Below are 26548 nucleotides of genomic sequence, written 5' to 3'. Positions count from 1 at the left end.
TATCACGTTCTGGCGCGCGCGTCACCTCCACAAGCGCATAAGCCGGACAGGGTGTGTCCGGCTTCTCAAACACGAGAGCAGAATGTGACTACTTGCAGGTCGCAATTGCTTTCAATGCAGCCGATACACCTTTCAGTGAATAGCCATAACTCGTCTTCGTCCCGCGCTTCGAAACCGCATTGATCGTCATTTTTTGACCGGAGCGGAGAGCGGCAACAAGCTGCGGTTCTTCAGCGGCATTTTCCATCCAGCCATGGCTGCCATTGGTGAACATCGAGAAAGTGCGATCATCGATGGTCACGACTACTTTCGAATTTTCCTGCAGGTCGTACCCTGCTTTGAATTGTGGCTCGAAGCTGACATTTTGACCCGGCTTCTGGCTTACCATGAAAAAATTATCGCCATGGTCAATCTTGGCCGGCTGCTTGTCCACCGGAACCGAGAGGACGTAGCATACTTTCCCCTTGCCCTGCTGATAGCTGTAGGCACCCCAAGCGTTGAACTGGCTGATTTGACTCGGGGTTTGGGCAAGAGCTGTTCCTGTCAGCCCAAGGATGAGCACAGACATCGCTACAATTGATTTTCCAAACATATTACCTACCAGTTTCTTTCGTTCACTTCATAACTCGTGAACCGGCAATGGCCCGGAGAAAATCCAGATGCCGCATTGTCCAGTTCGCTTTCTCTTAATTTGACTTAATCTGGGTTACCAAACGGTGAAGACAGGGTCAAAAAAGCGATTTTCAGAGCCATGACGGGGGCACATTCCGCTCGAAGTTTCATTCGCAAACTCCAGCCAGCCAAAAGCGGCGAGACTTTGACGTTTGACGCTATCACAAGCTTGTGATGGTGCCGATATCAATCGCCAAGCGAACCACCCCGATCCAAATCCTCGAAGCGCTTTCCTGGCGGCCGCCCGATGTGCTGGCGTAATATTAGTGCGGATTGCTGTCAGTGCCGCCATCAAGACGGCGACGTCGTCGGTAAAACCAAGGCCGAGGATAATGTCGGGAATAAAATCCAGCGGCACCACGAAATAGGCGAGGGAAGCCAAGAGAATCCCCCGCACCTTCGTTGGCGTTGCGGGGTCAAGAGCGCAAAAATACCCGGCTACGACCTCTTCCAGAAACGGCACGGCCTTTGCGGCCTTGCGAACGGTTTTCCAAAAACGCGCGCGAACGCGTTCCTCGCGGGAACGGCGCTGATCATCGCTCCCTGGCTCAAGAATTTCACCGATCTTCACGTCGTCCATTCTCATTCCTTCAACCTATTCCGTGACAACATGGGAAGGACTTTGACGGGGTGCAAGACTTTCGATCAAATTGCTGTGACATTGCCCATCAAAGATTTCGTTGCATACGATGGTGTGGTTACCCGCGCTGCTCGTCCCCAATCAAGCTGTACTCATGAAAAACCACCCGTTTCGCTCTGTTCTCTTCGTTTGTCTTGGCAATATCTGCCGTTCGCCGTTGGCCGAAGGCGTGTTCAGGGCATTTCTCGTAGCGGAGGGCAAGGGCGAGGGCATTCTCATCGATTCCGCTGGTACGAATGGCTATCACACGGACGAACCTCCGGATCCGCGGTCAATCGCGGTCGCAGGCAAGTACGGAATTGACATTTCGAGTCAACGCTGCCGCCAACTAACAGCAGACGACTATACGCGCTTTGATTTGATCGCCGGCATGGACCGCACCAACGTTGCAGCAATCGAAGCGCGCCGGCCGCTGAATGCACGCGCTCAAATAGGGCTCTTCTACGGGATCGCGTCCGGCGCAACCCTCGATATCCCCGATCCCTATTACGGCACGAATGGCGATTTCGAGCGGGTCTACCGAATGATTCTGGCAGCTTCAACGGGTCTTTCGAAGGCGTTCTGATAGGAAGAGCGCGGCGCCTCCAGTGGCCAGGCTTCCTCGACGATGTAAGGTCCGCCACCGATTGAATCGCGCGACGACATCAGCACAAACCGTCCAATCGTAAACGGTGCCGTTGAGAAGTTGCCACGCGACGACAGATAGTGCGCGACCTCTTCATTACGAACGTTGCGCAACCGGGCCAACGTCACGTGTGGTGTGAATTTGCGCGGATCTGCGGGCAGCATCAGGCGCTGACATATACGTTCGATCTCGGACTGCAGCGCTTGAATATCCGGCGATGCCGAGATGCCGGCAAAGATGCTGTGCGGCTTTTTCGAACCGAATGCATTGACGCCAGAAAGCTTGAGGGTGAATTCTGGCCGCCGGATACGATCGAGCGCATTGGCTACCTCATCGGCGACATGGCCTTCGACGTCGCCGATAAAGCGCAATGTGATGTGATAGTTTTCGACATCAATCCATCGGGCACCGGGCAAACCACCGCGCAAAAGCGATAGTGAGAGAGCGGCGTCCCTCGGGATTTCGAGGGCAGTAAAGAGACGCGGCATAAGGCATCCTCCCCGAATCGAGTTGTAACTCTAGAGAATCATTGAATGAGTCTGGGAGCAAGGCATTAGTTCAGATTATCTTCTGGCGCGACAAATTAGACACGCTTAATGCGTAAGCATCATAGCGGCTGTATTTGCACAGCCGCGTGGCTGCAATCCGGGATGATTGCTTACTGCGCTGCGCCAGTCGCAATGCTGGACTCGGCGATGGCTTTTTCGATGACAGGCATAAATCCTTCGACCATTTTAGCGACGCCCTTGGCGTTGGGATGCATCCCATCCTCAAGCTGCAGTGACTTTTCGGTAGCGACACCTTCCATGAAGAACGGATAAAGCGGCACGTTATATTTTGCAGCCAGTCTCGGAAAAATCGCGTTGAATTTTTTTTCGTAGTCATCGCCCATGTTTGGCGGTGCGAGCATGCCTGCGAGAATAACCTGTACGTTGCGCTGTTTCAGCTTTTCAATAATGTCAGCGAGGTTTTTCTCGCTAATTTGCGGTGAGATGCCGCGCAACGCATCATTGGCACCGAATTCGAGAATGACGAGGTCTGTTCCATCCGGAATCGACCATTCGAGGCGGGAAAGACCATCAGTCGTCGTCTCGCCGGCCACTCCGGCATTGGCGATCGTGACATTGACACCCTTGTCTTTCAGAGCCTTTTCAAGTTGCGCAGTGAAGGAGTCCTGAACGGGCAGCTCGAAGCCTGACATCAGGCTGTCACCGAAACCCACCACTGCCAGCGGGTGGCTGGACACGGCATTTTGATTGGCCAAAGCCAGCGACGGCAAGGCAACAAGACCAAGTGAAACCAGTATTTGTATCAATGGTTTGAATCTCATTCTCGGGTACCCATATCAGACCAGCTGCAACCATAATTGGTGTCGACCATATCGCAAAGGAAGTCATCTCGTGACTAAATCTGTCATCGCACTTGATCACATTGAGTTGACACTGGGCAGCGGGCCTTCCTCGGTACACGTGCTGAAAGGTATCTCGCTCAACATCAACTCCGGACAGTCCGTCGGTATTGTCGGGCCGTCTGGCTCCGGCAAATCCACGTTGCTGATGGTGCTTGCCGGTCTGGAGCGCGTGGATTACGGATCCGTACAGATTGCCGGCGAGAGGCTCGAGACTATGGATGAGGATGCTGCTGCCGCGTTTCGCGGCAAGAATATAGGCATCGTCTTTCAGTCCTTTCACCTCATTCCCAATATGACTGCGCTCGAAAATGTTGCCGTTCCGCTGGAACTTGCGGGCAATCCGGATGCTTTTGCCATTGCTGAACGGGTACTCGCAGCAGTCGGACTTGCTGACCGCGTGACCCATTATCCGGGCGAACTCTCCGGGGGCGAACAGCAGCGGGTGGCAATTGCCCGAGCGCTAGCGCCTTCGCCAAAAATCCTCATTGCTGATGAGCCAACCGGGAACCTTGACACAGCGACGGGTCGTCAAATCACCGACCTCCTCTTCGAAAAACAAAAGGAACTTGGACTTACCCTCGTCCTGGTTACGCATGATGCTACGCTTGCAGCACGCTGCGACCGGGAAGTTCGTGTGCGATCAGGTTTGATCGAAACAGACGAAGCTGCCCGAGAGCTGGCGAAAACCGCATGAGCGAGCTGCTTTCCACCCGCACGTCACCATCACTTAAATTGGCTCTGCGTTTTGCGTTGCGCGAAATGCGCAGCGGGTTGTCCGGCTTCTATGTATTTCTTGCGTGCATCGCTCTGGGTGTCGCCGCCATCGGCGGCGTCAATTCCGTGGCCAATGCCGTTACTGCAGGCATTTCCGCACAAGGACAGAGTATTCTTGGGGGAGACATCCGCTTTCAACTGAACCAGCGTGAAGTCACACCCGGAGAGCGAGCATTCCTGGCCGGCAAGGGTAAAGTCGCCGTGAGTGCCAACATGCGTTCGATGGCAAGACTTGCCGATGGCTCCGACCAGTCGCTGGTAGAGGTGAAGGCAGTGGATAATGCTTATCCGCTCTATGGCAGGCTGGAAACAACACCCGCATTTGATCACAATACGCTATTTGCTGAAAAAGACGGTGTTTTCGGCGCGGCCGTGGCGCAAATTTTTCTGGACCGTCTCAATCTCAAGCTCGGTGACCGCGTTCTGATGGGCTCGGCGACGTTCGAGCTGCGTTCCGTCATCACCAATGAGCCGGATCTACTGTCCGATGGTTTCGGCTTTGCGCCACGTTTCATGGTATCGCTGGACGGCCTTGCTGCCGCAGGACTGGTTCAACCGGGAAGTCTGGTCGACCATAGCTACAAGATCGCGCTGCCCGTACAGGCGAGCGAAGCCACCATCACGGCGATCCGCGACGAAGCCCGGCAAATGTTTCCCGAAGCTGGCTGGACGATACGCAGCCGGACCAATGCAGCGCCATCGCTCAGCGCCAATATCGAGCGGTTCTCCCAATTCCTCACGCTGGTGGGGCTTACCGCACTCATCGTTGGCGGTGTCGGTGTTGCCAATGCCGTCAGAGCCTATCTCGATGGCAAGCGCGGCGTCATAGCAACCTTCAAATCACTCGGGGCACCGGGCTGGTTTGTCATAGCTGTCTATCTGATTCAGATCTTGATCATCGCCCTGATTGGGATACTTCTCGGCCTCGTGATCGCCGCCATCATTCCTTATGCGGCGGGTTATGCGTTGCAAAATGTCCTGCCTATTGCGGCCAAGGGCGGATTCTACCCTGGCGCATTATCGTGGGCGGCCCTGTTTGGACTTTTGACAACACTGAGCTTTGCAATCCTGCCACTCGGGCGCGCCAGGGATGTCCCGGCAACGGCGCTCTTCCGCGAACAGGGATTTGAACAAAGGGGGTGGCCAAAGACCTTCTACATCGTTGTTGCGGTCGCGCTGATCGCCATTCTTTGCCTGCTTGCGGTATTTTTCGCCTATGACCGAAGGATCGCCACAATCTTCATCGGTGCGGTGATTTTTTCATTTCTGGTTTTGCGGGCAGTTTCGAGCCTGGTTCAGTGGTTGGCGCGGCGTGCGCCACGGGTTCGCTCGACCGCGCTGAGGCTCGCCATTGGCAATATCCACCGACCCGGTGCACTCACGCCGTCAGTCGTGCTGTCGCTCGGGTTGGGGTTGACGCTCCTCGTTACGCTTGGGCTTATTGATGGCAGTCTGCGCCAGCAGCTGGCCGGCAACCTGCCCGAACGGGCCCCGAACTTCTTCTTCGTGGACATCCAGAGCAAGCAGGTGGACCAGTTTACCGATCTTGTGCAAAAGGCGGCGCCCAACGGCAAAATCGTCAGCGCGCCGATGCTGCGCGGCCGCATAGTCGCGTTCAATGGCACCGATATCAGCAAGATGACCATTTCTCCCGAAGGCGCGTGGGTGTTGCGTGGCGATCGTGGCATTACCTACGCCAAAAGCGTTCCTGAAAATTCGGCGCTGACGCAAGGCAGTTGGTGGCCGGCGAACTATACCGGCGAGCCGCTTGTATCGTTCTCGGCGGAAGAGGCTGGTAATCTTGGTCTCAAGATTGGCGATACGGTGACGGTGAACGTGCTTGGCCGAAACGTCACCGCACGCATCGCCAATTTGCGCCAACTGCAATGGGAATCGCTGGCCATCAATTTCGTCATGGTATTTTCCCCCAATACGTTCGCAGGGGCACCGCATGCCTGGCTGGCGACTTTGACAGATAGTGCTTCGACTCCACAAGAGGAGGCAACTGTTATGCGCGAGGTGACCCGAACCTTCCCTGCAGTAACGACGGTTCGCGTCAAGGACGCGATCACCATCGCCAATGAACTTGTCGGTCAATTGGCCGTGGCGATCCGTGCGGCTGCATCGGTCGCGCTGATTGCCTCAATACTTGTACTGGGCGGTGCGCTAGCAGCGGGCAATCGGGCCCGTGTGCATGACGCAGTCGTGTTGAAAACGCTGGGCGCGACGAGACGCACGCTGATCAAAGCGTTCACGCTCGAATACATGCTCCTTGGCCTTTCGACGGCGATATTTGCGCTCATGGCGGGTGGCGTCGCGGCGTGGTACGTGATTGTACGGGTTATGACATTGCCGCCATATTTTCAGCCGGAAGTCGCGGTCATGACAGTGATTGTGGCTCTGGTTCTGACCGTCGGATTTGGACTTGCGGGTACATGGCGAGATCCTCGGTCAGAAGGCCGCTCCGGTCCTGCGAAACCTCTGAAATCGTTAAAAAAGTGTAATTTTTGAGCAATTCATCGCCTTTTGGCCGCGATACACGTATTCTTGAGTGAATAAGGTCTTGTTATGAGGCCACTGAATCCCCATAATTTGTCCCAAGGCATGCTGGGGTCCCGCCAGCGGCGCCTGGGGAATAAACCCGACACCCGACGGGACGAAGCAAATGAGGTTAATCATGGCTGACTATCGCAACATCCAGGCCCGTACATCGGCCGGAGTGCGTGTGGACGCGGGGATCGATCAGGGTCTGCGCAGCTACATGCTCAAAGTCTACAATCTGATGGGGATCGGTCTTGCAGTGACCGGTCTTGCTGCTCTTGCACTCGTTTATCTCACGACCACGAATGATCCTTCTCTGGCCGCAGCGACACTGCCGAACGGCAAGATGCTGACCAGCTTCGGCGTTGTCTTCTACACATCGCCGTTGAAATGGCTCGTGATGCTCGCACCGCTTGCCGCAGTGTTCTTCCTGAGTTTTCGTATCGAAAAGATGTCGGTATCGGCAGCTCAAACTACCTTCTGGGTTTATGCAGCCCTTGTTGGTGCTTCGCTGTCGTCGATCTTCCTCGTTTATACATCCGGAAGCATTGTTCAGACGTTCTTCATCACGGCTGCATCGTTCGGCGCGTTGTCGCTATATGGCTACACTACAAAGCGTGATCTATCCGGAATGGGCTCGTTCCTGTTCATGGGCCTGATCGGCATCATTCTTGCTTCTGTAGTCAATATTTTTCTTGCGTCGAGCGCGTTGCAGTTCGCCATCTCCGCGATCGGTGTTCTGGTCTTTGCGGGTCTTACCGCTTATGACACGCAGAACATCAAGGAGATGTACTACGAAGGCGATGCCTCGGACACCTATGGCCGCAAGGCGATCATGGGCGCGCTGCGGCTCTACCTCGACTTCATCAACATGTTCATGTTCCTACTGCAGTTCCTGGGCAACCGCGAATAATTCGATTGTGACGTGAACTGGGAATCGGGCAGCGGAAACGCTGCCCTTTTCTTTTGATCGGCAAATTGCCCAGCCATAGTGATGGCATTTTCGATACGGCACCTCTTCAAATTCGCGGCGAAGACGTGCATGACATTGGCAAGATTATCCTCTGCTTGTGAAACTCCATGTCCCAGATTCATATTCGTCCGGCGCAGCCTGCCGATCTTGGCCCCATCACCGAAATCTATCGCGATGCCGTCCTCCACGGAACAGCGACTTACGAAATCGACCCACCTGACCAGGAGGAGATGACCCGGCGGTTTCACGCGATCACGACCGGCGGATTTCCTTATATCGTTGGGGAACTTGATGGGACGGTGATCGGCTATGCCTATGCAAGTTATTTCAGGACCAGGCCAGCCTATTGGTGGACGGTTGAGGACTCGATCTATATCGCACCCGAAGCCAAGGGAAAGGGTCTCGGCAAGGCACTGCTGAGGCAACTGGTCGTCGACTGTACCGCCCTTGGGTTTCGTCAGTTCATTGCCGTGATCGGTGATGGCCACGACAATTCTGCCTCTGTGCGACTGCACGCCAGAGCCGGATTCAAACACTCAGGAACCATCAAAGGTTCAGGCTTCAAGCACGGACGCTGGCTGGATACAGTCCTGATGCAGCTCGACATGAACGGTGGTTCGCAAACGCTGCCCGGCAGACCACCATTGGAAGGGAGTGCGGGCACTTAACTGCGTACGACGCTTAAACTCTTGTCGAATATTTTGAGAACGCGGTCGAGTTCATGTCCGCGTTTGAGAATGAGGCCGCTAGCGGCTATGACGCTGTAGAGCCCTTGCTTGCGTGCCAGCCTTGGGTTCTTCTCTACCCGAAACATTGGAACTTCGCTGGTTCTGCGAAAAATCGAAAACACTGCACGATCCATCAAATGGTCGATGGCGTAATCGCGCCATTCTCCCGCAGAAACCATAAACCCATATATTCGCAGGATTTGATCAAGCTCGCGCCGATTGAAGGTGACGGGTAGTTCGCTGGTGCGGACAAGTGAAACGAGTTTTGCCTGATGTTGCGATTCGTCGCCACCTGCATTGCTGTCCATCAATCATCCGCCTCTGAAAATTGCCGTGTGACACCTGGATGACGTAAAGGTGACCTCATCTGCGTAAATTTACAAGTCCGGAGTCAATTTCGTGGTCATCTCCGGCCGGTTACGAACTGCTTTCTCTGCGTTCTCACGAAGCAATACGGCCTGTTTCCAATGGTGATGATCTGACACATTCTCGCCATTTTCTGTTCGCATTGCCGCCCGATTCGAAACCCAACATCCTCACATGTTGTCTGAGACGGTTCGGTCTTGACAGTCCGATACCCCAAGCCCCCCGCCCAACGGGTTGTTTGGGCCGAACCAATCAGTCTCCCTGAAAGGCAACATGCCCCAATATCTCAGGCCGGATTTATCCGGCCTGTTTTTGTTGGAACGGACACATCGGAACTAAGGCTTTGCAGCCATGATCGATGCGCCGATGATCGGTCCTGGTTTACCTTCGCCAAGCATCTCCTGAAGAAGCACGGCGCACCCCGTGGCCTTTTTGCTGGCGAGTTCGCTCAAAGGAATTTCGATCTTTTGAGCCTTGCCGTCCCACATGCCAACTGTTTCCATCGCTCGCACGCTGTTGGCATAACTGACCTTGCGCCCGACATTCTCGCCATCCGGAATTGCAACGATGCTTTCCCGGTTGAAGTAGGCGAGCAAAACCCGAACGGGGTTTGTCGCGCTGGGACCCGAGCCAATATCTATCAGCAAGCGATCAGGCGCTGCTTTCTCTATCGAGACAGGGACAATCAGGCCGCTTGGTGTGTCCCGCATTTCCGCGATGCGTCTGCGAATCTTCCGTCCATCCTGACCGTTCATGTGTTCGCGGCCATTCAGAATTACCTGAGGAGTATAGATCCCGTTTAGACCCAGAGCCGTGCGGTAGGCGTTCTGGCGATCGGTGTTTTCTGGCAGAGCAAGGTTGTCGGTCCAACCACGGTAGTCCCAATAATCAACGTGAAACGCGAGTGCTACGACCTTGCCTTCCGTGGCAAGTTCCTTCAGCACCGCGTCAGCTGGAGGACACGATCCACAACCCTGCGAGGTATAGAGTTCAACGACACCATCCGGTTTTTTGCCAACGTCCTGGGCACAGACGGGCAGCACATATACGGCAGCCGCCAAAAGCGGAGCACCGATCAAGATACGTCTGGACAAAGTGGGCAAGGGCACGGGTTCTATTTTCTTCCCAGTTTGAACGGGGTTGTTGTCGGACAAAATGATTGCGAGATGATTGATAGGAGCCGGTGGTTTCAAGAGGAAGTCACTTTGAGGTGAATTCGATCACGTTTCTACTGCCAGCCCAATCAAAAGGCCGCCGGGGTTGTCCGGCGGCCTTCGATTATTCGCAAAGTTTGCCGTTTATGCAGCGAGATCGCGCAGCACGTACTGCAAAATGCCGCCGTTCTTCAGATACTCGAGTTCGTCGATCGTATCGATGCGACAGATCAACGGAACCTTTTTGACGCTGCCATCGGCATAGGTCACCGTGGCAAATGTCTTCTGACGCGGCTGGATCGCGGCAAGACCTTCGATGGAGACGATTTCGTCACCTTTCAGACCCAGCGATTGCCAACTTGTGCCGTCTTCGAGAACGAATGGCACAATACCCATGCCGACCAGGTTCGAACGGTGGATGCGCTCAAAGGACTGGGCAATTACCGCGCGAACACCCAGCAGGTTGGTGCCCTTGGCTGCCCAGTCGCGTGACGAGCCATTGCCGTATTCCACACCGGCAAAGATCACCAGGGGCACGTTCTCGGTGCGGTATTGCATGGCCGCGTCGTAGATCGGCATCTCTTCCTTGGAAGGATAGTGGAACGTATAGCCGCCTTCGCGCCCATTCTCGCCGAGCATGTGGTTGCGTATGCGGATATTGGCGAATGTGCCCCGCATCATTACTTCATGATTGCCGCGACGTGTGCCGTACTGGTTGAAGTCGAGTGGAGCAACGCCGTGGTCGGTGAGGTACTTGCCAGCCGGCGAGGCCGCCTTGATTGAACCGGCCGGCGAGATGTGGTCGGTGGTGATCTTGTCGCCGAACAGACCAAGGATACGGGCTCCCTTGATGTCGTCGACCTTGCCGGGCGTCTTGCCCATACCAACGAAATAGGGCGGGTTCTGCACATAGGTCGATTGGTCGTCCCAGGCATAAGTCTGACCAGCTGGCACTTTGACCGCCTGCCAGTTCTCGTCGCCCTTGAACACGTCCGCATATTTGGCCGAAAACAGCTTGCGGGTTACGTTCTTGGTGATGAATTCCTGGATCTCATGCGAAGACGGCCAGATATCCTTGAGGAATACCGCGTTGCCGTTCTGATCTTCACCAAGTGGCTCGGTGGTCAAATCCTTGGTGACGGTACCGGCCAGCGCGTAGGCAACCACGAGCGGGGGTGAAGCCAGGTAGTTCGCCTGCACATCGGGCGACACACGGCCTTCGAAGTTGCGGTTGCCCGACAGCACGGCGGCAGCGATCAGGCCCTTGTCATTGATGGTCTTAGAGATCGGCGCCGGCAAAGGACCGGAATTGCCGATGCAGGTGGTGCAACCGAAACCGACGAGATTGAAGCCGAGCTTGTCGAGTTCCTTCTGCAGGCCGGCATTCTCGAGGTAGGCGGCAACAACCTGCGAGCCGGGCGCGAGCGATGTCTTGACCCACGGCTTGGATTTCAAACCCTTCGCGACGGCATTGCGGGCAAGAAGACCAGCCGCAATAAGCACACTTGGGTTCGAGGTGTTGGTGCAGGAGGTGATGGCGGCGATAGCGACATCGCCATGGCCGAGATCGTAGTTCTCGCCTTCGACTGCATATCGGGCGTCGAGCTGCGTGGTCTTCTTGTATTCCTTCTGCAGCGATTCATGGAAGCCCGATGCAATGCCCTCAAGAGCAATACGGCCCTCCGGACGCTTCGGTCCGGCCATGGACGGAACGACAGTGCCGAGGTCCAGTTCCAGCGTGTCCGTGAAAACCGGATCGGCCGAATTTGGTTCACGCCACATGCCTTGCGCCTTCGAATAGGCCTCGACGAGGGCCAGGCGGTCTTCGTCCCGACCGGACATGTGCATGTAGTTGATGGTTTCGCGGTCGATTGGGAAGAAGCCGCAGGTCGCGCCATATTCCGGACCCATATTGCCGATGGTGGCGCGATCGGCCAGCGTCATGCTTTCCAGGCCGGGGCCGAAGAACTCCACGAACTTGCCGACGACGCCCTTCTTGCGCAGCATCTGCACCACGGTGAGAACCAGATCAGTCGCCGTCACGCCTTCCTTGACCTTGCCGGTCAGGCGGAAACCGATAACTTCCGGCAGAAGCATGGAAACGGGCTGGCCAAGCATGGAAGCCTCAGCTTCGATACCACCAACACCCCAGCCAAGAACACCAAGTCCATTGACCATTGTCGTGTGCGAGTCTGTGCCCACGCAGGTGTCTGGATAGGCGACCGTGACGCCGTCTTCTTCTTTGGTCCATACGGCTTGGGCCAGATATTCGAGATTAACCTGATGGCAGATACCGGTGCCGGGCGGGACGACGCGGAAGTTCTTGAATGCCTGCTGGCCCCACTTCAGAAAGCGGTAGCGCTCGCCATTGCGCTCATATTCGAGGTCGACGTTGCGCTTGAATGCCTGTGGATTGCCAAACTCATCGACGATGACGGAATGGTCTATGACGAGGTCGACCGGAACGAGCGGGTTGATCTTCTCGGGATCGCCGCCGAGATTGACCATGGCGTCGCGCATCGCTGCGAGATCCACGACTGCTGGAACACCGGTAAAGTCCTGCATCAGGACGCGGGCGGGACGATAGGCGATTTCTGCGCCGGCACTGCCGCGGTCAACGAGCCATCTGGCGAGCGCTTTCAATGTCTTTCCTGAAAACCGAGCGGTTGTCTTCAAAGCGAAGCAGGTTTTCGAGAAGGATTTTCATCGAGAAGGGCAGCTTGGAGATGCCTTCCAAGCCGTTCTTCTCGGCTTCGGTCAGACTGTAATAGACATATTCCTTGTCCCCCACGATGAGGGTTTTACGGCATTTGAAACTGTCAATCTGTGACATTTTGCGTTCGTCCTTATGCTGAGGCCTAACCCGGGACGAACGCCTTTGCCGCGTTTCAAGGACGCGCTAAGGTGCGGGTGCAGTCATTTCCGCTGTCCGTCCCGCAACAGGTGTCCAAAACGGCACCGGTATCGAGATCGGCCAAAAATGGTTTCCACACCGACCGCTGGCATGGTTGACAGCTATATAGAGTTTTTCGTCGATCTGTGCCAGACCGACATTGGTCAAAAATGCATGCTGCGTCGAAATGATCGTGCGGTATTTGGGGACACGTAAAAAGCGGACTATTGATGCGGTTAATCGCTGAAAACTTGGGCGGGGAGCGGGGCGGAGAGCGATTGTTTTCCGGGCTCGATTTCACCGTCTCCGCCGGTGAAGCCTTGCTTGTTACCGGGCCCAACGGCGCCGGCAAATCCACCCTGCTGCGAGATCATCGCCGGGCTGCTGCTACAAGCCGACGGCACGCTTCGCCTTGAGGGCGCGCCCGACGCATACGAGGGTCTCGTTGCGGCCTCGCATTATCTCGGCCATCTCAATGCCATGAAACCGGTTTTGAGCATCAACGAAAACCTGCGCTTCTGGCAGGAGTTCAACGGGACAGGCCAGCATTCCATTGAAGAGGCACTCGAATTTGTGAGCCTCGGCGATATCGGCCATCTGCCGTTCGGCTATCTTTCCACCGGCCAAAAACGACGCGCCAGTATCGCTCGCCTTCTGATCAGCGATCGTCCGGTGTGGCTGCTCGATGAACCGACAGCGGGCTTGGACAAGGCATCAGAATTGCAATTTGCCCGATTGATGCAATCCCATCTCAATGAGGGCGGGATCATCGTTGCCGCCACGCATCTGCCACTTGGCCTCGACGGTGCAAGAGAATTATCGTTGGGGGCGGTTGTATAATGGGAGCCTTGTTCCTGCGGGATATCCGGTTGGGGTTGCGCGCCGGTGGCGGCGCGCTGGTCGGCATCCTGTTCTTCCTCGCGGTAATCGCCGTTGTTCCTTTCGGCGTTGGTCCTGACCTGAAACTGCTCGCCCGCATTGGCGCCGCGATGCTTTGGATCGGTGCCCTGCTAGCAACGCTGCTTGGTCTCGACCGTTTGTTTCAGGCAGACCGAGACGATGGCTCGCTCGACCTTCTGATCATGGCGCAGGGGCGGCATTTGCTGGCGCTCACCGTGCTGGTGAAATGCCTGGCGCACTGGACGGTGAGTGTGCTGCCGCTGGTGGTCGCCTCACCGCTGCTCGGTCTGTTCATGAACATGGAACCGGCAGCAATCGGTGCGACGACATTGACACTGTTGGTAGGTACGCCGGCAATCACGCTGATTGGTGCGGTGGGTGCGGCGGTCGCGGTTTCGCTCCCGCGTGGCGGCCTCCTGGTCTCGGTCATCATCCTGCCGCTGACGATACCGGTGCTGATTTTCGGAGTGTCTGCGTCCTATGGCGCAGTTGAAGACCCGGCACCTTTTCTGGCACCCTTCCTTATTCTTGCTGCGATTACGCTGTTTTTTGCGGTTCTGGGACCATTGGCAGCTGCGGCAGCGCTCAAATCCTCGGCGGACTGACAGAGAGGTGAATTGCGAAAAGGGCATCAGAAAGCTAAGAGAACATCATGAGTGATGCAGTTTCCAAAACCGGACGATGGATCGACCTGGCAAACCCGACAAGGTTTCTGAGCCTTGCCGGCGCTGTACTACCTTGGCTCAGCGGAATGACGATGATCGTGCTTGCCGCCGGCTTCTGGATGTCGATGCAGGCACCCGACGATTATCAGCAGGGGGCAACCGTCAAGATCATGTTCATCCACGTGCCTTTCGCCTGGCTGTCGATGATGTGCTACACGATCATGACCGTTGCCGCACTCGGCACGCTGGTCTGGCGTCATCCATTGGCGGATGTGTCTGCCAAGGCCGCTGCACCGATCGGCGCAGTGTTCACTGCGCTTGCCCTGATCACCGGTTCGCTCTGGGGCAAGCCGATGTGGGGCACCTGGTGGGTTTGGGACGCGCGCCTTACTTCTGTTTTCGTATTGTTCCTGATGTATCTCGGGATCATCGCTCTCACGCGCGCCATGGATGATCCCGCAAAGTCGGCCAAAGCCACGGCAATCCTGACATTGGTCGGTTTCATCAACATTCCAATCATCAAGTTTTCTGTCGACTGGTGGAACACATTGCATCAACCCGCATCGGTTATCCGCATCGGAGGCTCGACCATCGACCCCTCGCTGCTCTGGCCACTGCTGGTCATGGCTATTGGCTTTACCCTGCTGTTTTTCACCCTGCACATGATGGCCATGCGCAATGAAATCTGGCGCCGCCGGGTTGTTGCGATGCGCCGTGTCGCGGCGCGCAGCGCGGAGCGGAGGCCAGTGCAGTGACGAGCCACACCGCATTCATCGTCGCCTCCTATGGCGCGTCTATCCTTATCCTTGCCGGGTTGATTGGATGGATATTCATCGATCAGCGTACCCAGCGCCTGGCGTTGCAGGAACTCGAAACACGGGGTGTCAGGCGCAGATCCGACACCAAAGCGGACGACGCGTCGTGACCGGACAGGATCAATTGGAGAAATCACCGGCAAAACGCAGTTCATTGTTCGCGTTCCTGCCTCTTGTACTCTTTGCGGTATTGGCGGCCATATTCGCTTTTCAGCTCGCATCCGGCCGCGACGAGATCCGTAATTCCCTCGGCACTGATCGGCAAGCCTGCCCCGGCATTATCGCTTCCTGCCGTGAGTGGCCTGTTGAAGGACGGACAACCGGTTCCCGGGCTTGACCCCGCGAGTTTCAAAGGTCAAGTCACGCTCGTCAATGTCTTTGGTTCCTGGTGCGTGCCGTGCCGGGTGGAGCATCCGCTGCTGATGCAGTTGGCACAGGACAAGCGGATTCGTCTGGCGGGATTGAACTACAAGGACAAGAATGAGAACGCCCTGCGTTTTCTGGACGAACTCGGTAATCCCTATGCGGTGATCGGTGCAGACACCAGTGGCCGAGCGGCTATTGAATGGGGTGTTTACGGTGTGCCCGAGACCTTCCTGGTCGGCCGTGATGGCATCATAGCCTACAAGCATGTCGGGCCTTTCACCGAAGCTTCGATCAGCGATGATCTGATCCCCGCTGTCGAGGCGGCACTCAGGGCGAAGTAACGTTGTCTCAGTTTTCCAGCATGGCGTAGTGCCTCACCCAACCAGCAGCGCGGGTCGCGGCGGTGGCCGTCGTGTCGTAGGCGTGGGTGAGCGGGACGGTGATCATCCGATAGCCGAATGTCGTCTTCGTTGCGACCGTAACCGGCGCGTCAACAGGCGTGCCGAGCGCCAGCGTCTCGATTGGCCGTTCGGCAGCGGGCGCTGGCACGGCAAAGGACCTGCTGGCGACGGCTGTCCCCCGTGAAGCCTTTACCGTGCAAGTTGCAGTGATCAACGGATAATCGACTTTGGTGTTCTGACGAGATCTGGCTTTCGAGATCGGCACGGCAGCGCTCGATGCTGGTCCAGCCGGCATCCGCGGTCTTGATATATTCGCAGATTTTCGCATCGCAGTCGCAACCCATCAAGGTCATCACGATGAGAGCCGTTTTCATGGAGCGCGCTTTCTGAAGATTCGTTGCTGTTGCCGCGATTCTTGAGCGCAGATCGCGGCGGGATTTCGTCGCGATGAGGTGGAAATTATGGCCGTTTGACGGAATTACTTGTCTTTGCTTGCCGCTTTTTCGACTGCCTCTTGTTCAATGGAATATTTCATCACCAGTGGCATCTGCGCAAAGGTAAAAAGCAGCGTGATTGGCATGGTTCCCCAAACCTTGAACGCCACCCAGAAGTCTGTCGAGAAGCTGCGCCACACGACTTCGTTCAACACCGCGAGAACGAGGAAGAAGACACCCCAGCGCATGGTTAGCTTCCGCCAGCCCTCGGCATTCAATTTGAAGGCACTGTCGAACACATAACCGAGCAGTGATTTTCCGAAGTAAAGCCCGCCGAGAAGAATCATGCCGAACAGGGTGTTAACGATGGTCGGTTTCATCTTGATAAAGGTTTCATTGTGCAGCCAAAGGGTGAGGGCGCCAAAAACCAGAACGACGATTCCCGAAATCAGCGGCATGATTGGCAGGCTGCGGAGCAGGATCCAGGAAACGCTGAGCGCGATCAATGTCGCGGCCATGAACAGTGCTGTCGCGATGAATATCGGCTCGCCGATACTGGCCAGAACAGGAAAACGCTCGAGTAGCCATTCGCCGCGCGCATTGGCAAAGAAGAAGACCATGAGCGGGCCCAGCTCCAGAGCCAGTTTCAGCAGAGGATTGACTTCCTTATGTGCCGGATCGGACGGATCGCGTTCGAATACGGATTCTTCCATCATGCAACTCCCGCAATGGCTTTGGCAAAATCTCTGGCGGCAAAGGGTTCAAGGTCGTCGACCTGTTCGCCCACGCCAATGAAATAAACAGGCAGTTTATGCTTGGCCGAGATGGCGACAAGAATGCCACCCCGTGCGGTGCCGTCAAGCTTCGTCATGACCAGACCATTGACGCCGGCAATGTTCCTGAAGATTTCCACCTGATTCAGCGCATTCTGGCCAGTGGTTGCGTCGAGCGTCTGCAGTACCGTGTGCGGTGCCTCAGGGTCGTTCTTGCCGAGCACGCGAACAATCTTCGCCAGTTCATCCATCAGTTCTGCCCGGTTCTGCAGGCGGCCGGCAGTGTCGATGATCAGAACATCGCTACCCGCTTCCTTGGCCTGTTTCCAGGCATCAAAGGCGAGCCCCGCGGCATCGGCTCCAATTTTTGACGAGACAACAGGAGCGCCTGTGCGCTGGCCCCAGATATGCAACTGCTCGATGGCTGCGGCACGGAACGTGTCGCCTGCCGCAAGCATGACGTTCAGGCCGCCCGCTGTAAGCTTGGCCGCAAGCTTGCCAATTGTCGTGGTCTTACCGGTGCCATTAACCCCGACAACCAGGATTACGTGCGGCTTGTGTGAAAGGTCGAGTTCCAGCGGCTTTGCCACCGGGCCAAGCACCTTTTCGATTTCCGACGCCATGATCGTACGGACTTCTTCCGTACTGATATCCTTGCCGTAGCGTGTTGCGCTCAAGGCGTCGGTGATGCGGATAGCGGTCTCCATGCCAAGATCGGCCTGAATCAGGACATCTTCGAGATCCTGCAGCGTATCTTCATCGAGCTTGCGCTTGGTGAATATGCTGCCGATGGAATCGCCGAGCTGTTGCGAGGAACGGAACAGGCCCTTGCGCAGCCGCTCGAACCATGTGAGCCGCTTCTCTGGAGCGACGGGCAATGGTTCATCGGCTGGCTTCTCTTCGACCGTTCTTGTGACCGTTACCTTCGATGACGCGGGTTTTACCGGCACGAGAACAGGTTCAACCTGGCCGGCAGCGTCAGCGGCTGGAGCCTTCGGGGTCGGTGCTGCTACCGGTTCGGCTACCCGTTCGCCCATCGGCGATTCAAGAGCCTCCGGCGCCGCCTCGGATCGTTCTTGCGCTGCTGCCTCTATTTCTGGAACAGTTTCAGGAACTGCTACGTCCGCTTCAGCCGGCTCTGCGATTGGTTCCGGCAAGGGTGCCGTTGCGATCTCTTCCGCGCGAGGAGATCTCGACAGGAACAATCTCGATTTCGACCGGCTCAACGATGACCGGCTCGATTTCCGGCAGAATTTCTGGTTCCTGTGCCAGGTCAACGAGGACAGATTCAGGCTCTGAGTAAGTCGCTTGGCTTTCGACGGGTTCAGCTGCAGCAGGTACAGTTTCAACCGTATCCGGTAGTGCTTCCTGCGCCGTAGTATCCTCGTAGCCCTGTTCGACTGTCGGAGATGTATCCGGTACCGTCGAAGTTTCTTCGACCGGAACCTCTTCGACCTCCTTTTTGCCGAAGGAGAAAATCTTCTTGATGAAACCCAGAGCCATGAAAACTGCTTTGCTGATTAAGTTTACGCTGCGCGCCGATTGCTATCATTGCCATGGTCAGGGGCCAATAGCTTGTCACTGTCATGGCCGTTGATCATGCGCTCGATGATTTGGCCCGGCGTCCCACCGTCAATACCGACGAGGGTGAAACCTTCCGTACGGCCAAGCCCCTCGCGTTCGATGAGAATTTTTTGGCGAGTGCCGACGAGCCCGTGCAAATGGCCGGTATAGGCGGCATCGCCCGCGGCCCGCAACCTTGCAGCGCGTGCCTTGACGATCCGGCGGTTAACCAACGGCATGCGTGCGGCAGGCGTTCCTTCGCGCGGGCTGAACGGGAAAACGTGGAGATGCGTCAGTCCGCATTCCTCGACGATCCGGATTGAGTTCTCGAACATCTCGTCAGTTTCGGTGGGAAAACCCGCGATAATATCCGCGCCAAAAACGATATCGGGACGAATCCGGCGGACGTTCTCGCAAAATTCGATGGAGTTCTCGCGCAAATGGCGGCGTTTCATTCGCTTCAGGATCATGTTGTCGCCCGACTGCAGTGACAGATGCAGATGCGACATCAGCCGTTTTTCATTCGCCAGAGCGTCCATCAGATCTTCATCGGCTTCGATCGAGTCGATGGAGGAGAGGCGCAGCCGTGGTAAATCCGGCACTTCCTTGAGGATGGTCTTGACCAGCTTGCCCAAGCGAAGGTTTCCCGGCAGGTCAGGACCATAACTGGTCATGTCGACGCCGGTCAGCACCACTTCATTGTAGCCGTTGCCAACGAGCCGCTTGACCTGCTCAATCACGCCGCCCATTGGAACCGAGCGCGAGTTGCCGCGGCCATGGGGAATGATGCAGAAGGTGCAGCGATGATCGCAGCCATTCTGCACCTGAACAAAGGCGCGGGCGCGGCCCTCGATGGCGTCGACCATGTGTGACGCGGTCTCGCGCACCTCCATGATATCGTTCACGCGCACCTTCTCGAACTGGTTGACCCCGAAATCCGGCAGCATGCGGTAGGAATTGGATTTCAGTTTTTCCTCGTTGCCAAGCACAAGGTCGACTTCGTCCATCGCGGCAAATTCACCGGCGCCTGTCTGCGCGGCGCAACCGGTGACAATAATGCGCGCTTGCGGGTTGTCGCGGCGCGCCTTGCGGATCGCCTGCCTGGCCTGGCGCACAGCTTCGCTGGTGACGGCGCAGGTGTTGAAGATGATCGCGCCGTTTTCCAGCGTGCCGAGTCCGGCCGAATCGGCTTCACGCTTCATCACCTCGGACTCGTAGGTGTTGAGCCGGCAGCCAAAGGTGACGACGTCAACGGCCATCAGGCAGCTCCCTGTGAAGGTGCCGTTTCGTCTCGCTGCCATGCACCGGTCTGCGGGTCGAATGTGCCTGAAAACTCCCACTCGGCCGGTCCGGTCATCACAACGTGATCATTTTCGAGCCATTCGATCAGCAGCGGACCGCCTGGAACGGTGACCGTAACAGTGCGTTCCGCACGGCCCGTGCGAACGGCAGAAACTGCGGCGGCACAGGCGGCCGAGCCGCAGGCACGGGTCAGTCCGGCACCGCGTTCCCAGGTGCGCAGGGTGATGGCGTGGCGGCTGGTAACATGGGCGATGGAGATGTTGGCGCGTTCCGGGAAAATCGGGTGGTTTTCCAGCAAGGGGCCAAAGCGCTCCAGCTCGTAGGTCCACACGTCCTGATCGACCCAGAAGATGGCGTGCGGATTGCCCATGCTGGCAACTGAGGGCGAATGCAATACCGGCGCGTCGATGGGACCGATCTGCAGTTCGATCCTGCGTGTGTCGTAAAACGCTTCGGCGAGCGGGATGTCCTGCCAGTCGAAGCGTGGCATGCCCATGTCGACGGATATCTGCCCGTCGGGATGCTCATGCGCGGTCAGAATTCCGGCGATCGTCTCGAAAGTGAAGGCGCGTTTGCCGGATTCCGCGCTCATCGCCTGAACGACACAGCGCATGCCATTGCCGCAAGCCTGGGCCTGCGTGCCGTCAGAATTGATGATTTCGATATAAGCTTCCGTCCCGCTGGTCTTTGGCGCGTGAATGGCCATGATCTGGTCGAACTTGGTCGCGGGATCGCGATCAAGCGCAATGGCCGCCTCCGGCGTAATCCGGTCCGCACGTCCGCGCATGTCGGCAACGATGATTTCGTTGCCGAGCCCATTCATCTTCGCAAACTGTGCGCGTGCCGTCATGCCTGTCGCTAGCCTGTGGTTGCCTTGATTGTCGATAGAGGGCTTATATGGCGGAAAAGGGGAGGAAATGCCAGTGCCGGACCACATCAAAGCTGCAGCTCCAACCCCCGACTTGCGAATGGTCATGCGACACGCACGATCGGCTTGCCGAAACAGAGGCCTTTGCACAGGCCGATGAAGATTCCCGGCACACTCGTCAGGCCGCCAGCAATAGACTCGTGATACCTGCTTGGGGATCAGTGCGGCTCATGTGCGTCGGCGACGCCACGCAGCCAATAACCGGCGGCCTTGACCCATTCGGCATTAAGGCCGCGCTGATCGACGAGGTGATTGCGCAAGGATTTGGAGGTATTGCTCTCACCGGCGATGAATGCATAACAGTCGCCGTTGGGCAGGCTGAGCTGCTCGACCTTGCGGAGGAGCAGGTCGTTGTTGCCGGCTTCCGCACCATTGCGGTGTACCCAGATGATCTCTGCTTCGGCCGCTGTTTTGAGTACCTGCTCTTCTTCCTTGCGGGCGACCTCGATTATGGCGACGGCACGCGCAGCCGGCGGAAGTTCTTCCAGGCGGCGGCCAATTGCGGGCAAGCCGGTCTCGTCGCCAACGAGCAGATACCAGTGGAATGCATCGGGGATGATCACCGAGCCGCGGGGCCCGCCAATCACGATCTTTTGTCCGACCTCCGCTTGGGCAGCCCAGCTTGAGGCCGGGCCGTCACCGTGCAGGACAAAGTCCACATCAAGCGTATTGGTCGCCGGATGAAAGGCGCGGGGGGTGTAGTCGCGCATTTCCGGACGCGGCCTGTCCTCCGGGAACGCCAGTCCATCAGGACCGGGCACCGGCAGAATTTGATCACTGCCGGCTGGCGCGAAGAAGATCTTGATATGATCCGCATAGCCGGGGCTAGCGAAGCCTTCAAGCTGGTCACCGGCGAGGGTCACGCGCAGCATCAGTGGAGTTAGATGTTTGACAGCCTGAACCTTAAGGACACGCAGCCTGGTTTCATGGCGGATTCTTTGGGGCGATTTATTTATGAGATTCATACTCAGGAAATAACTTGCCGCTCTCGCAAGTTCAATGGCCTTGCTCGCACATTTCCGTTATGGGCTTTTGTCGAGTCCATAAGACTTTATTCACCTTGAAATGATTGAATTGGTTAATGCCAATCGATTCTTTGATCGAGGGCAAAGTCTGGAGAGTGTGGCGATATTGTCAGTTCGATTGTTTTTTAATGGTGCTGGTGCAGGAAAGGGGCGGAAACGCGCCGGTTTTTCCGGGGTGCGGGTTGAAATTTCGCCACTATCGCCTTTGTATCGTGCAGATAACGCCAAATGGAATCGCATTTCATAAGTTGGGATGCGCAGATGGAGAACCGAGGTTATGGGGACTTTGAAAGTCAATTTGCTGGCCGTTGCCGCAGTCGGCATGGTGCTGGCGGGATGCCAGAGTTCGCGTCTTGACAATATGGATCGCGTAACACCTTCACCGGCGCCGCTCCAGGCCGCCCCTTCGGGTGCCGTGAGCCAGAGCCAGTTGCCACCGCCGGGCGGTACGAACCAGTTCCCGACCGCCCCTACCACTGCCACCACGGCGCCAGGCACACAGGGCAATACGCAGGTTGCGGCACTCCCGCCAGAAAATGCACCGGATCTGACCGCCGGCAGTGTCGCTGGCGTCTGGAATGCTTCGATGGGCGGGCAGAGCTGTAAGATCGCTACGCCGCAGACGAAATTCGGCCAGGGTTATCGTGCAGGCCCGCTGCGTTGCCCCGGTGAACTTGCCAACCTCTCGTCCTGGGCGGTCAGTGGCAAGCAGCTGGTTCTGTATGATGCGGCAGGTGGTACGGTGGCGCGGCTGTATTCTTCGGGCCAGTCCAAATTCGATGGCCAGACATCGGGCGGGCAGAATCTCAGCCTGTCACGCTAAAGGTGGAGCGCGCCATCGGCATTGTCTAAGCGCGCCCGGAGACCGCATTGTCGCATGATAATTTGAAAGTGTTTCCCTCTGTGCGCGAGCGCTACGATGCGCTCGCGCAGGCGGGCGATATCGAAATTGACCCGGCACAACAGCGTCTGGCCGACCGCTTTGACCGGCTTATCCACGAGCTTGGCACAACACGGCTTGCGACCAAATCCAGTGCGCTAGGCTGGTTGTTCAGCCGCCGTGCACCGCGGCGCGAGATTATCAAGGGCCTCTACATTCACGGCGAAGTCGGGCGCGGCAAGACAATGCTGATGGATATGTTCCACCAGCTCGTGCCAGCCAAGCGCAAGCGCCGCGCACATTTTCTCGACTTTATGGCCGATGTCCATGAGCGTATCAACGCGCACCGCCAGGCACTGAAAAACGGTGAGACCAAGCAGGACGACCCCATTCCGCCGGTCGCCGACGCTTTGGCCGAACAAGCCTGGGTGCTCTGTTTCGACGAATTCACGGTAACGGATATTGCCGACGCAATGATCCTGTCACGACTATTCCGGGCTCTTTTTCAACGTGGCGTGGTGCTCGTCGCTACTTCCAATGTCGAGCCGGACAATCTCTATCGCGACGGTCTCAATCGCCAGTTGTTCCTACCGTTTGTTGATTTGCTGAAAAGCCATGTGGATGTTGTCAATCTCGATGCCCGGACGGATTATCGCCTGGAAAAGCTGAACCGCTTGCCTGTTTATCTATCGCCTCTCAATGAAGAGACGGACCGGTTGATGAACGAGGCCTGGCTTGCGGCGACGGCGGGTGCGACTGTCGCGCCCGACAGTCTCAAGGTGAAGGGGCATACCGTCATCATTCCTCAAGCGGCGCCCCACACGGCGGCAGCCCGTTTTACCTTTGCTGATCTCTGTTCCAAGCCCCTCGGTGCGGCTGACTATGCAGCGGTCATCCAGCACTACCGGACCATTTTCATCGACGCCGTGCCGGTCCTGGATCATCCGAGGCGCAATGAAGCCAAGCGATTCATCATCCTGATTGACATGCTTTATGATCAGCACGTCCATCTGGTAATTTCGGCGGCCGCGTCGCCTGACGAGCTTTATGTGGCCAAATCCGGCACCGAGGCTTTCGAGTTTGATCGAACGGCGTCGCGCCTGTTCGAGATGCAGAGCGAGGAATATCTGGCAACCGCCAGCCGGCTTGAACCAGCAGCAGCAGCACAGGCAGCCGAGCTCTGAATCCGTTACTTACCGTGGCGCTGGCGGCATTTCTTTCATCAATTTGATATGTTGCATATGCTAGAAATACTAGACTTAGCTCTGCTCAGACTTCAAATAGTTGACGTTTACGTAAATCCCGTTAATTCTAAACGATTGAATTTATTGAGGTGAAAATTTTTGGTTGAGTTATTTTTGAAAGAGGAATATTCGAACGTCCCAACGCAAAGGCATGTGGTGACAGGTTTGCCGTCCGGCGGCCCGACTATGGAAATATGTTCTTTGGCGTCCCGTCAAGACTTCAGATCAGGGAAGTAACCAGCATGGCACGTAACAAAATCGCCCTCATCGGTTCAGGCATGATCGGTGGAACGCTTGCACATTTGATCGGGCTCAAGGAGCTCGGCGACATCGTGCTTTTCGACATCGCAGAAGGCACACCGCAGGGCAAGGGACTGGATATTGCCCAGTCGTCGCCTGTTGACGATTTCGACGCGAAGCTCGTCGGCGCCAATGACTACTCGGCCATCGAGGGTGCGGACGTTGTCATCGTCACCGCCGGTGTTCCGCGCAAGCCTGGCATGAGCCGCGACGACCTTCTTGGCATCAACCTCAAGGTAATGGAACAGGTCGGCGCGGGCATCAAGAAATATGCTCCGGGCGCGTTCGTGATCTGCATTACCAATCCGCTCGATGCGATGGTGTGGGCGCTACAGAAATTCTCCGGCCTGCCAAAGAACATGGTGGTCGGTATGGCCGGCATTCTCGACAGTGCCCGCTTCCGTTACTTCCTGGCAGAAGAGTTCAAGGTCTCGGTTGAGGACGTGACAGCCTTCGTTCTCGGCGGTCATGGCGACTCCATGGTGCCGCTCACCCGCTACTCGACCGTTGCCGGTATCCCCCTGCCGGATCTGGTGAAGATGGGCTGGACCAGCCAGGAAAAGCTCGACCAGATCGTTCAGCGCACCCGCGATGGCGGCGCAGAAATAGTTGGCTTGCTGAAAACCGGTTCTGCCTTCTACGCACCTGCGTCTTCGGCCGTTCAGATGGCCGAAGCCTTCCTGAAAGACAAGAAGCGGGTTCTGCCAGTGGCCGCACATCTGTCGGGCCAATATGGTGTCAAGGACATGTATGTTGGCGTCCCGGTTGTTATCGGCGCAGGTGGTGTCGAACGCATCATTGAAATCGATCTCAATAAAACTGAAGAGAAAGCCTTCGAAAATTCCGTCGCTTCGGTTGCCGGTCTTTGTGAGGCCTGCATCGCCATCGCGCCGAACCTTAAATAATTTGGCCTCGAAACCGTTCTGAAACGATCCGCCGCTTAAGCGTCCGGATTATTCGTAGAGGAAAATAACGTATGAATATTCACGAATATCAGGCAAAACGCCTGCTGCACACGTTTGGTGCGCCAATCGCCAATGGTGTCGCCGTCTACTCCGTTGAACAGGCAGAGGAGTGGGCAAAGACGCTGCCCGGTCCGCTCTACGTGGTAAAGAGCCAGATACATGCTGGCGGCCGCGGCAAGGGCAAGTTCAAGGAGCTCGGACCGGATGCAAAGGGCGGGGTTCGCCTTTCGCGGTCGGTGGAGGAAGTTGTCGCCAACGCCAGGGAAATGCTTGGAAACACGCTTGTTACGAAGCAGACCGGTCCCGCTGGCAAGCAGGTCAATCGTCTCTACATCGAAGATGGTGCCGACATTGAGCGCGAGCTTTATCTCTCGATCCTCGTCGACCGTTCGGTTGGCCGCCCGGCTTTCGTGGTTTCCACGGAAGGCGGTATGGATATTGAAGCTGTTGCTCACGATAGGCCCGAAAAGATCATCACAGTGGCCATCGACCCCGAAAAGGGTGTGACCGCGGAAGACGCGGCGAAAATCAACGACGCCTATGGCCTGACCGGCGAAGCGCGGACCGATGGGGAAGCGCTGTTTCCCATCCTTTACAAGGCCTTCACCGAGAAGGACATGAGTCTGCTGGAAGTCAACCCGCTGATCGTCATGAAAGATGGCCGTCTGCGCGTCCTCGATGCCAAGGTGTCGTTCGACGGCAATGCGCTGTTCCGCCATCCGGACGTGGTCGAACTGCGTGACACAACGGAAGAAGACGACAAGGAAATCGAGGCATCGAAATACGACCTCGCCTATGTCGCTCTCGACGGCAATATTGGTTGCATGGTCAATGGCGCCGGTCTTGCCATGGCAACGATGGATATCATCAAGCTCTATGGCGCCGAACCGGCAAACTTCCTCGATGTCGGCGGTGGCGCCAGCAAGGAAAAGGTAACGGCTGCCTTCAAGATCATCACGGCTGATCCGGCCGTCGAAGGCATTCTGATCAATATTTTTGGTGGCATCATGAAGTGCGATGTCATTGCCGAAGGTGTGATTGCTGCAGTCAAGGAAGTCGGTCTCAAGGTTCCGCTGGTCGTTCGTCTCGAAGGTACCAATGCCGAGCTGGGCAAGAAGATCATCAACGAGAGCGGCCTAAACGTCGTTTCCGCGGATGATCTCGATGATGCCGCGCAGAAGATCGTCAAGGCCGTGAAGGGAAACTAAGG

General features: G+C 56.6%; 21 protein-coding genes and 6 pseudogenes. 14 read left to right on the top strand and 13 right to left on the bottom strand.

Translation table 11 applies throughout. The features are described from left to right. Positions 1-88 precede the first annotated feature (88 nt). On the bottom strand, positions 89-592 hold the full coding sequence (locus N8E89_RS06455; RefSeq protein ID WP_106662152.1) for an invasion associated locus B family protein: 504 nt from the start codon (positions 590-592) through the stop codon (positions 89-91). Between the two features lie 303 nt (positions 593-895). Beyond that, positions 896-1252, bottom strand: a pseudogene (locus tag N8E89_RS06450) (YkvA family protein); the annotation flags it as partial. A 154-nt stretch (positions 1253-1406) separates the two neighbouring features. Between N8E89_RS06450 and N8E89_RS06445 the strand changes: the two are divergent. Beyond that, on the top strand, positions 1407-1877 hold the full coding sequence (locus tag N8E89_RS06445) for a low molecular weight protein-tyrosine-phosphatase (RefSeq protein WP_106662150.1): 471 nt from the start codon (positions 1407-1409) through the stop codon (positions 1875-1877). Here N8E89_RS06445 and thpR read toward each other — a convergent pair. Together thpR and N8E89_RS06435 are read right to left on the bottom strand one after the other, a co-directional pair. Then, complete coding sequence (thpR, locus tag N8E89_RS06440) at positions 1829-2425, bottom strand: RNA 2',3'-cyclic phosphodiesterase (protein ID WP_262261474.1); 597 nt, start codon at positions 2423-2425, stop codon at positions 1829-1831. The two genes, N8E89_RS06445 and thpR, sit on opposite strands and share 49 nt — an antisense overlap. 170 nt (positions 2426-2595) lie before the next feature. Then, a complete protein-coding gene (locus tag N8E89_RS06435) occupies positions 2596-3267 on the bottom strand; it encodes an arylesterase (protein WP_113171532.1) in 672 nt (223 codons plus the stop codon). A gap of 70 nt (positions 3268-3337) precedes the next feature. Here N8E89_RS06435 and N8E89_RS06430 point away from each other — a divergent pair, with 70 nt between their 5' ends. From N8E89_RS06430 to N8E89_RS06415, 4 genes and pseudogenes are all read left to right on the top strand, one after another. Beyond that, positions 3338-4042, top strand: a complete 705-nt coding sequence (locus tag N8E89_RS06430; protein WP_262261472.1) for an ABC transporter ATP-binding protein — start codon at positions 3338-3340, stop codon at positions 4040-4042. Continuing rightward, positions 4039-6607: pseudogene (locus tag N8E89_RS06425) on the top strand (ABC transporter permease). Before N8E89_RS06430 ends, N8E89_RS06425 begins: the two are co-directional and overlap by 4 nt. A gap of 192 nt (positions 6608-6799) precedes the next feature. Further along, positions 6800-7576, top strand: coding sequence for a Bax inhibitor-1/YccA family protein (locus N8E89_RS06420; protein ID WP_106662144.1), 777 nt, complete (start codon positions 6800-6802; stop codon positions 7574-7576). A 167-nt stretch (positions 7577-7743) separates the two neighbouring features. Further along, positions 7744-8304 (top strand): GNAT family N-acetyltransferase, encoded by a 561-nt coding sequence (locus N8E89_RS06415; protein ID WP_262261471.1) that lies wholly within the window; start codon positions 7744-7746, stop codon positions 8302-8304. On the opposite strand, the gene N8E89_RS06410 is transcribed toward N8E89_RS06415, so the two are convergent. The 3 genes and pseudogenes from N8E89_RS06410 to acnA form a co-directional block, all read right to left on the bottom strand. Next, complete coding sequence (locus N8E89_RS06410; RefSeq protein WP_106662142.1) at positions 8301-8672, bottom strand: DUF2794 domain-containing protein; 372 nt, start codon at positions 8670-8672, stop codon at positions 8301-8303. The genes N8E89_RS06415 and N8E89_RS06410 overlap by 4 nt on opposite strands. Positions 8673-9065: 393 nt before the next feature. Continuing rightward, positions 9066-9791: a DUF1223 domain-containing protein gene (locus tag N8E89_RS06405; RefSeq protein WP_262261470.1), complete on the bottom strand. Its 726-nt coding sequence runs from the start codon at positions 9789-9791 to the stop codon at positions 9066-9068. Positions 9792-10028: 237 nt separating this feature from the next. Then, positions 10029-12717 (bottom strand): annotated as a pseudogene (gene acnA / locus N8E89_RS06400) (aconitate hydratase AcnA). 290 nt (positions 12718-13007) lie between these two features. Between acnA and ccmA the strand changes: the two are divergent. The 5 genes and pseudogenes from ccmA (at position 13008) to N8E89_RS06375 (ending at position 15864) form a co-directional block, all read left to right on the top strand. Then, positions 13008-13617 (top strand): annotated as a pseudogene (ccmA, locus tag N8E89_RS06395) (heme ABC exporter ATP-binding protein CcmA). Further along, entirely contained in the window at positions 13617-14282 is a 666-nt protein-coding gene (ccmB, locus tag N8E89_RS06390; protein WP_106662139.1) for a heme exporter protein CcmB, read from the top strand. Before ccmA ends, ccmB begins: the two are co-directional and overlap by 1 nt. A gap of 47 nt (positions 14283-14329) precedes the next feature. After that, positions 14330-15097 carry a heme ABC transporter permease gene (locus N8E89_RS06385; protein WP_106662138.1) on the top strand — a complete coding sequence of 256 codons (768 nt, stop codon included), beginning with the start codon at positions 14330-14332 and terminating at the stop codon, positions 15095-15097. Beyond that, the gene (gene ccmD / locus N8E89_RS06380) at positions 15094-15267 is read left to right on the top strand and encodes a heme exporter protein CcmD (RefSeq protein ID WP_106662137.1); all 174 of its coding nucleotides are present in this window, start codon (positions 15094-15096) and stop codon (positions 15265-15267) included. The genes N8E89_RS06385 and ccmD overlap by 4 nt, the downstream gene beginning before the upstream one ends. Next, a pseudogene (locus N8E89_RS06375) lies at positions 15264-15864 on the top strand (DsbE family thiol:disulfide interchange protein). Before ccmD ends, N8E89_RS06375 begins: the two are co-directional and overlap by 4 nt. Before the next feature lie 7 nt (positions 15865-15871). Here the strand turns inward: N8E89_RS06375 and N8E89_RS06370 are convergent. The 6 genes and pseudogenes from N8E89_RS06370 to N8E89_RS06340 form a co-directional block, all read right to left on the bottom strand. Continuing rightward, entirely contained in the window at positions 15872-16219 is a 348-nt protein-coding gene (locus N8E89_RS06370) for a hypothetical protein (RefSeq protein WP_262261469.1), read from the bottom strand. 183 nt (positions 16220-16402) lie between these two features. Next, positions 16403-17071, bottom strand: coding sequence for a septation protein A (locus N8E89_RS06365; protein WP_106662134.1), 669 nt, complete (start codon positions 17069-17071; stop codon positions 16403-16405). Next, positions 17071-18634 (bottom strand): annotated as a pseudogene (ftsY, locus tag N8E89_RS06360) (signal recognition particle-docking protein FtsY). Before ftsY ends, N8E89_RS06365 begins: the two are co-directional and overlap by 1 nt. 23 nt (positions 18635-18657) lie before the next feature. Then, positions 18658-19953 (bottom strand): tRNA (N(6)-L-threonylcarbamoyladenosine(37)-C(2))-methylthiotransferase MtaB, encoded by a 1296-nt coding sequence (gene mtaB / locus N8E89_RS06350; RefSeq protein ID WP_262261467.1) that lies wholly within the window; start codon positions 19951-19953, stop codon positions 18658-18660. Continuing rightward, entirely contained in the window at positions 19953-20846 is an 894-nt protein-coding gene (dapF, locus tag N8E89_RS06345; protein ID WP_262261847.1) for a diaminopimelate epimerase, read from the bottom strand. The genes mtaB and dapF overlap by 1 nt, the downstream gene beginning before the upstream one ends. 236 nt (positions 20847-21082) lie before the next feature. Continuing rightward, positions 21083-21796, bottom strand: a complete 714-nt coding sequence (locus tag N8E89_RS06340) for a siderophore-interacting protein (RefSeq protein ID WP_262261845.1) — start codon at positions 21794-21796, stop codon at positions 21083-21085. 430 nt (positions 21797-22226) lie between these two features. Here N8E89_RS06340 and N8E89_RS06335 point away from each other — a divergent pair, with 430 nt between their 5' ends. The 4 genes from N8E89_RS06335 (at position 22227) to sucC (ending at position 26546) form a co-directional block, all read left to right on the top strand. After that, complete coding sequence (locus N8E89_RS06335) at positions 22227-22772, top strand: protease inhibitor Inh/omp19 family protein (protein ID WP_106662130.1); 546 nt, start codon at positions 22227-22229, stop codon at positions 22770-22772. Positions 22773-22819: 47 nt separating this feature from the next. After that, positions 22820-24013: a cell division protein ZapE gene (gene zapE / locus N8E89_RS06330; RefSeq protein WP_262261466.1), complete on the top strand. Its 1194-nt coding sequence runs from the start codon at positions 22820-22822 to the stop codon at positions 24011-24013. Positions 24014-24315: 302 nt separating this feature from the next. Further along, positions 24316-25278: a malate dehydrogenase gene (mdh, locus tag N8E89_RS06325; RefSeq protein ID WP_106662128.1), complete on the top strand. Its 963-nt coding sequence runs from the start codon at positions 24316-24318 to the stop codon at positions 25276-25278. A gap of 71 nt (positions 25279-25349) precedes the next feature. Beyond that, positions 25350-26546 (top strand): ADP-forming succinate--CoA ligase subunit beta, encoded by a 1197-nt coding sequence (sucC, locus tag N8E89_RS06320; RefSeq protein WP_262261465.1) that lies wholly within the window; start codon positions 25350-25352, stop codon positions 26544-26546. Positions 26547-26548 lie beyond the last annotated feature (2 nt).

The organism is Phyllobacterium sp. A18/5-2, assembly GCF_025452215.1.
In the GTDB taxonomy this organism is placed as follows: domain Bacteria; phylum Pseudomonadota; class Alphaproteobacteria; order Rhizobiales; family Rhizobiaceae; genus Phyllobacterium; species Phyllobacterium sophorae.
This window is presented reverse-complemented; position numbering and strand designations above follow the sequence as displayed.

Bases quoted from the DNA above. Each gene is read 5' to 3' on its own strand.
- N8E89_RS06455 (WP_106662152.1), bottom strand. From the start codon at position 592: ATGTTTGGAAAATCAATTGTAGCGATGTCTGTGCTCATCCTTGGGCTG.
- N8E89_RS06445 (WP_106662150.1), top strand. From the start codon at position 1,407: ATGAAAAACCACCCGTTTCGCTCTGTTCTCTTCGTTTGTCTTGGCAAT.
- thpR (WP_262261474.1), bottom strand. From the start codon at position 2,425: ATGCCGCGTCTCTTTACTGCCCTCGAAATCCCGAGGGACGCCGCTCTC.
- N8E89_RS06435 (WP_113171532.1), bottom strand. From the start codon at position 3,267: ATGAGATTCAAACCATTGATACAAATACTGGTTTCACTTGGTCTTGTT.
- N8E89_RS06420 (WP_106662144.1), top strand. From the start codon at position 6,800: ATGGCTGACTATCGCAACATCCAGGCCCGTACATCGGCCGGAGTGCGT.
- N8E89_RS06415 (WP_262261471.1), top strand. From the start codon at position 7,744: ATGTCCCAGATTCATATTCGTCCGGCGCAGCCTGCCGATCTTGGCCCC.
- N8E89_RS06410 (WP_106662142.1), bottom strand. From the start codon at position 8,672: ATGGACAGCAATGCAGGTGGCGACGAATCGCAACATCAGGCAAAACTC.
- ccmB (WP_106662139.1), top strand. From the start codon at position 13,617: ATGGGAGCCTTGTTCCTGCGGGATATCCGGTTGGGGTTGCGCGCCGGT.
- N8E89_RS06385 (WP_106662138.1), top strand. From the start codon at position 14,330: ATGAGTGATGCAGTTTCCAAAACCGGACGATGGATCGACCTGGCAAAC.
- N8E89_RS06370 (WP_262261469.1), bottom strand. From the start codon at position 16,219: ATGCCGGCTGGACCAGCATCGAGCGCTGCCGTGCCGATCTCGAAAGCC.
- N8E89_RS06365 (WP_106662134.1), bottom strand. From the start codon at position 17,071: ATGGAAGAATCCGTATTCGAACGCGATCCGTCCGATCCGGCACATAAG.
- mtaB (WP_262261467.1), bottom strand. From the start codon at position 19,953: ATGGCCGTTGACGTCGTCACCTTTGGCTGCCGGCTCAACACCTACGAG.
- dapF (WP_262261847.1), bottom strand. From the start codon at position 20,846: ATGACGGCACGCGCACAGTTTGCGAAGATGAATGGGCTCGGCAACGAA.
- N8E89_RS06340 (WP_262261845.1), bottom strand. From the start codon at position 21,796: ATGCTGCGCGTGACCCTCGCCGGTGACCAGCTTGAAGGCTTCGCTAGC.
- N8E89_RS06335 (WP_106662130.1), top strand. From the start codon at position 22,227: ATGGGGACTTTGAAAGTCAATTTGCTGGCCGTTGCCGCAGTCGGCATG.
- mdh (WP_106662128.1), top strand. From the start codon at position 24,316: ATGGCACGTAACAAAATCGCCCTCATCGGTTCAGGCATGATCGGTGGA.
- sucC (WP_262261465.1), top strand. From the start codon at position 25,350: ATGAATATTCACGAATATCAGGCAAAACGCCTGCTGCACACGTTTGGT.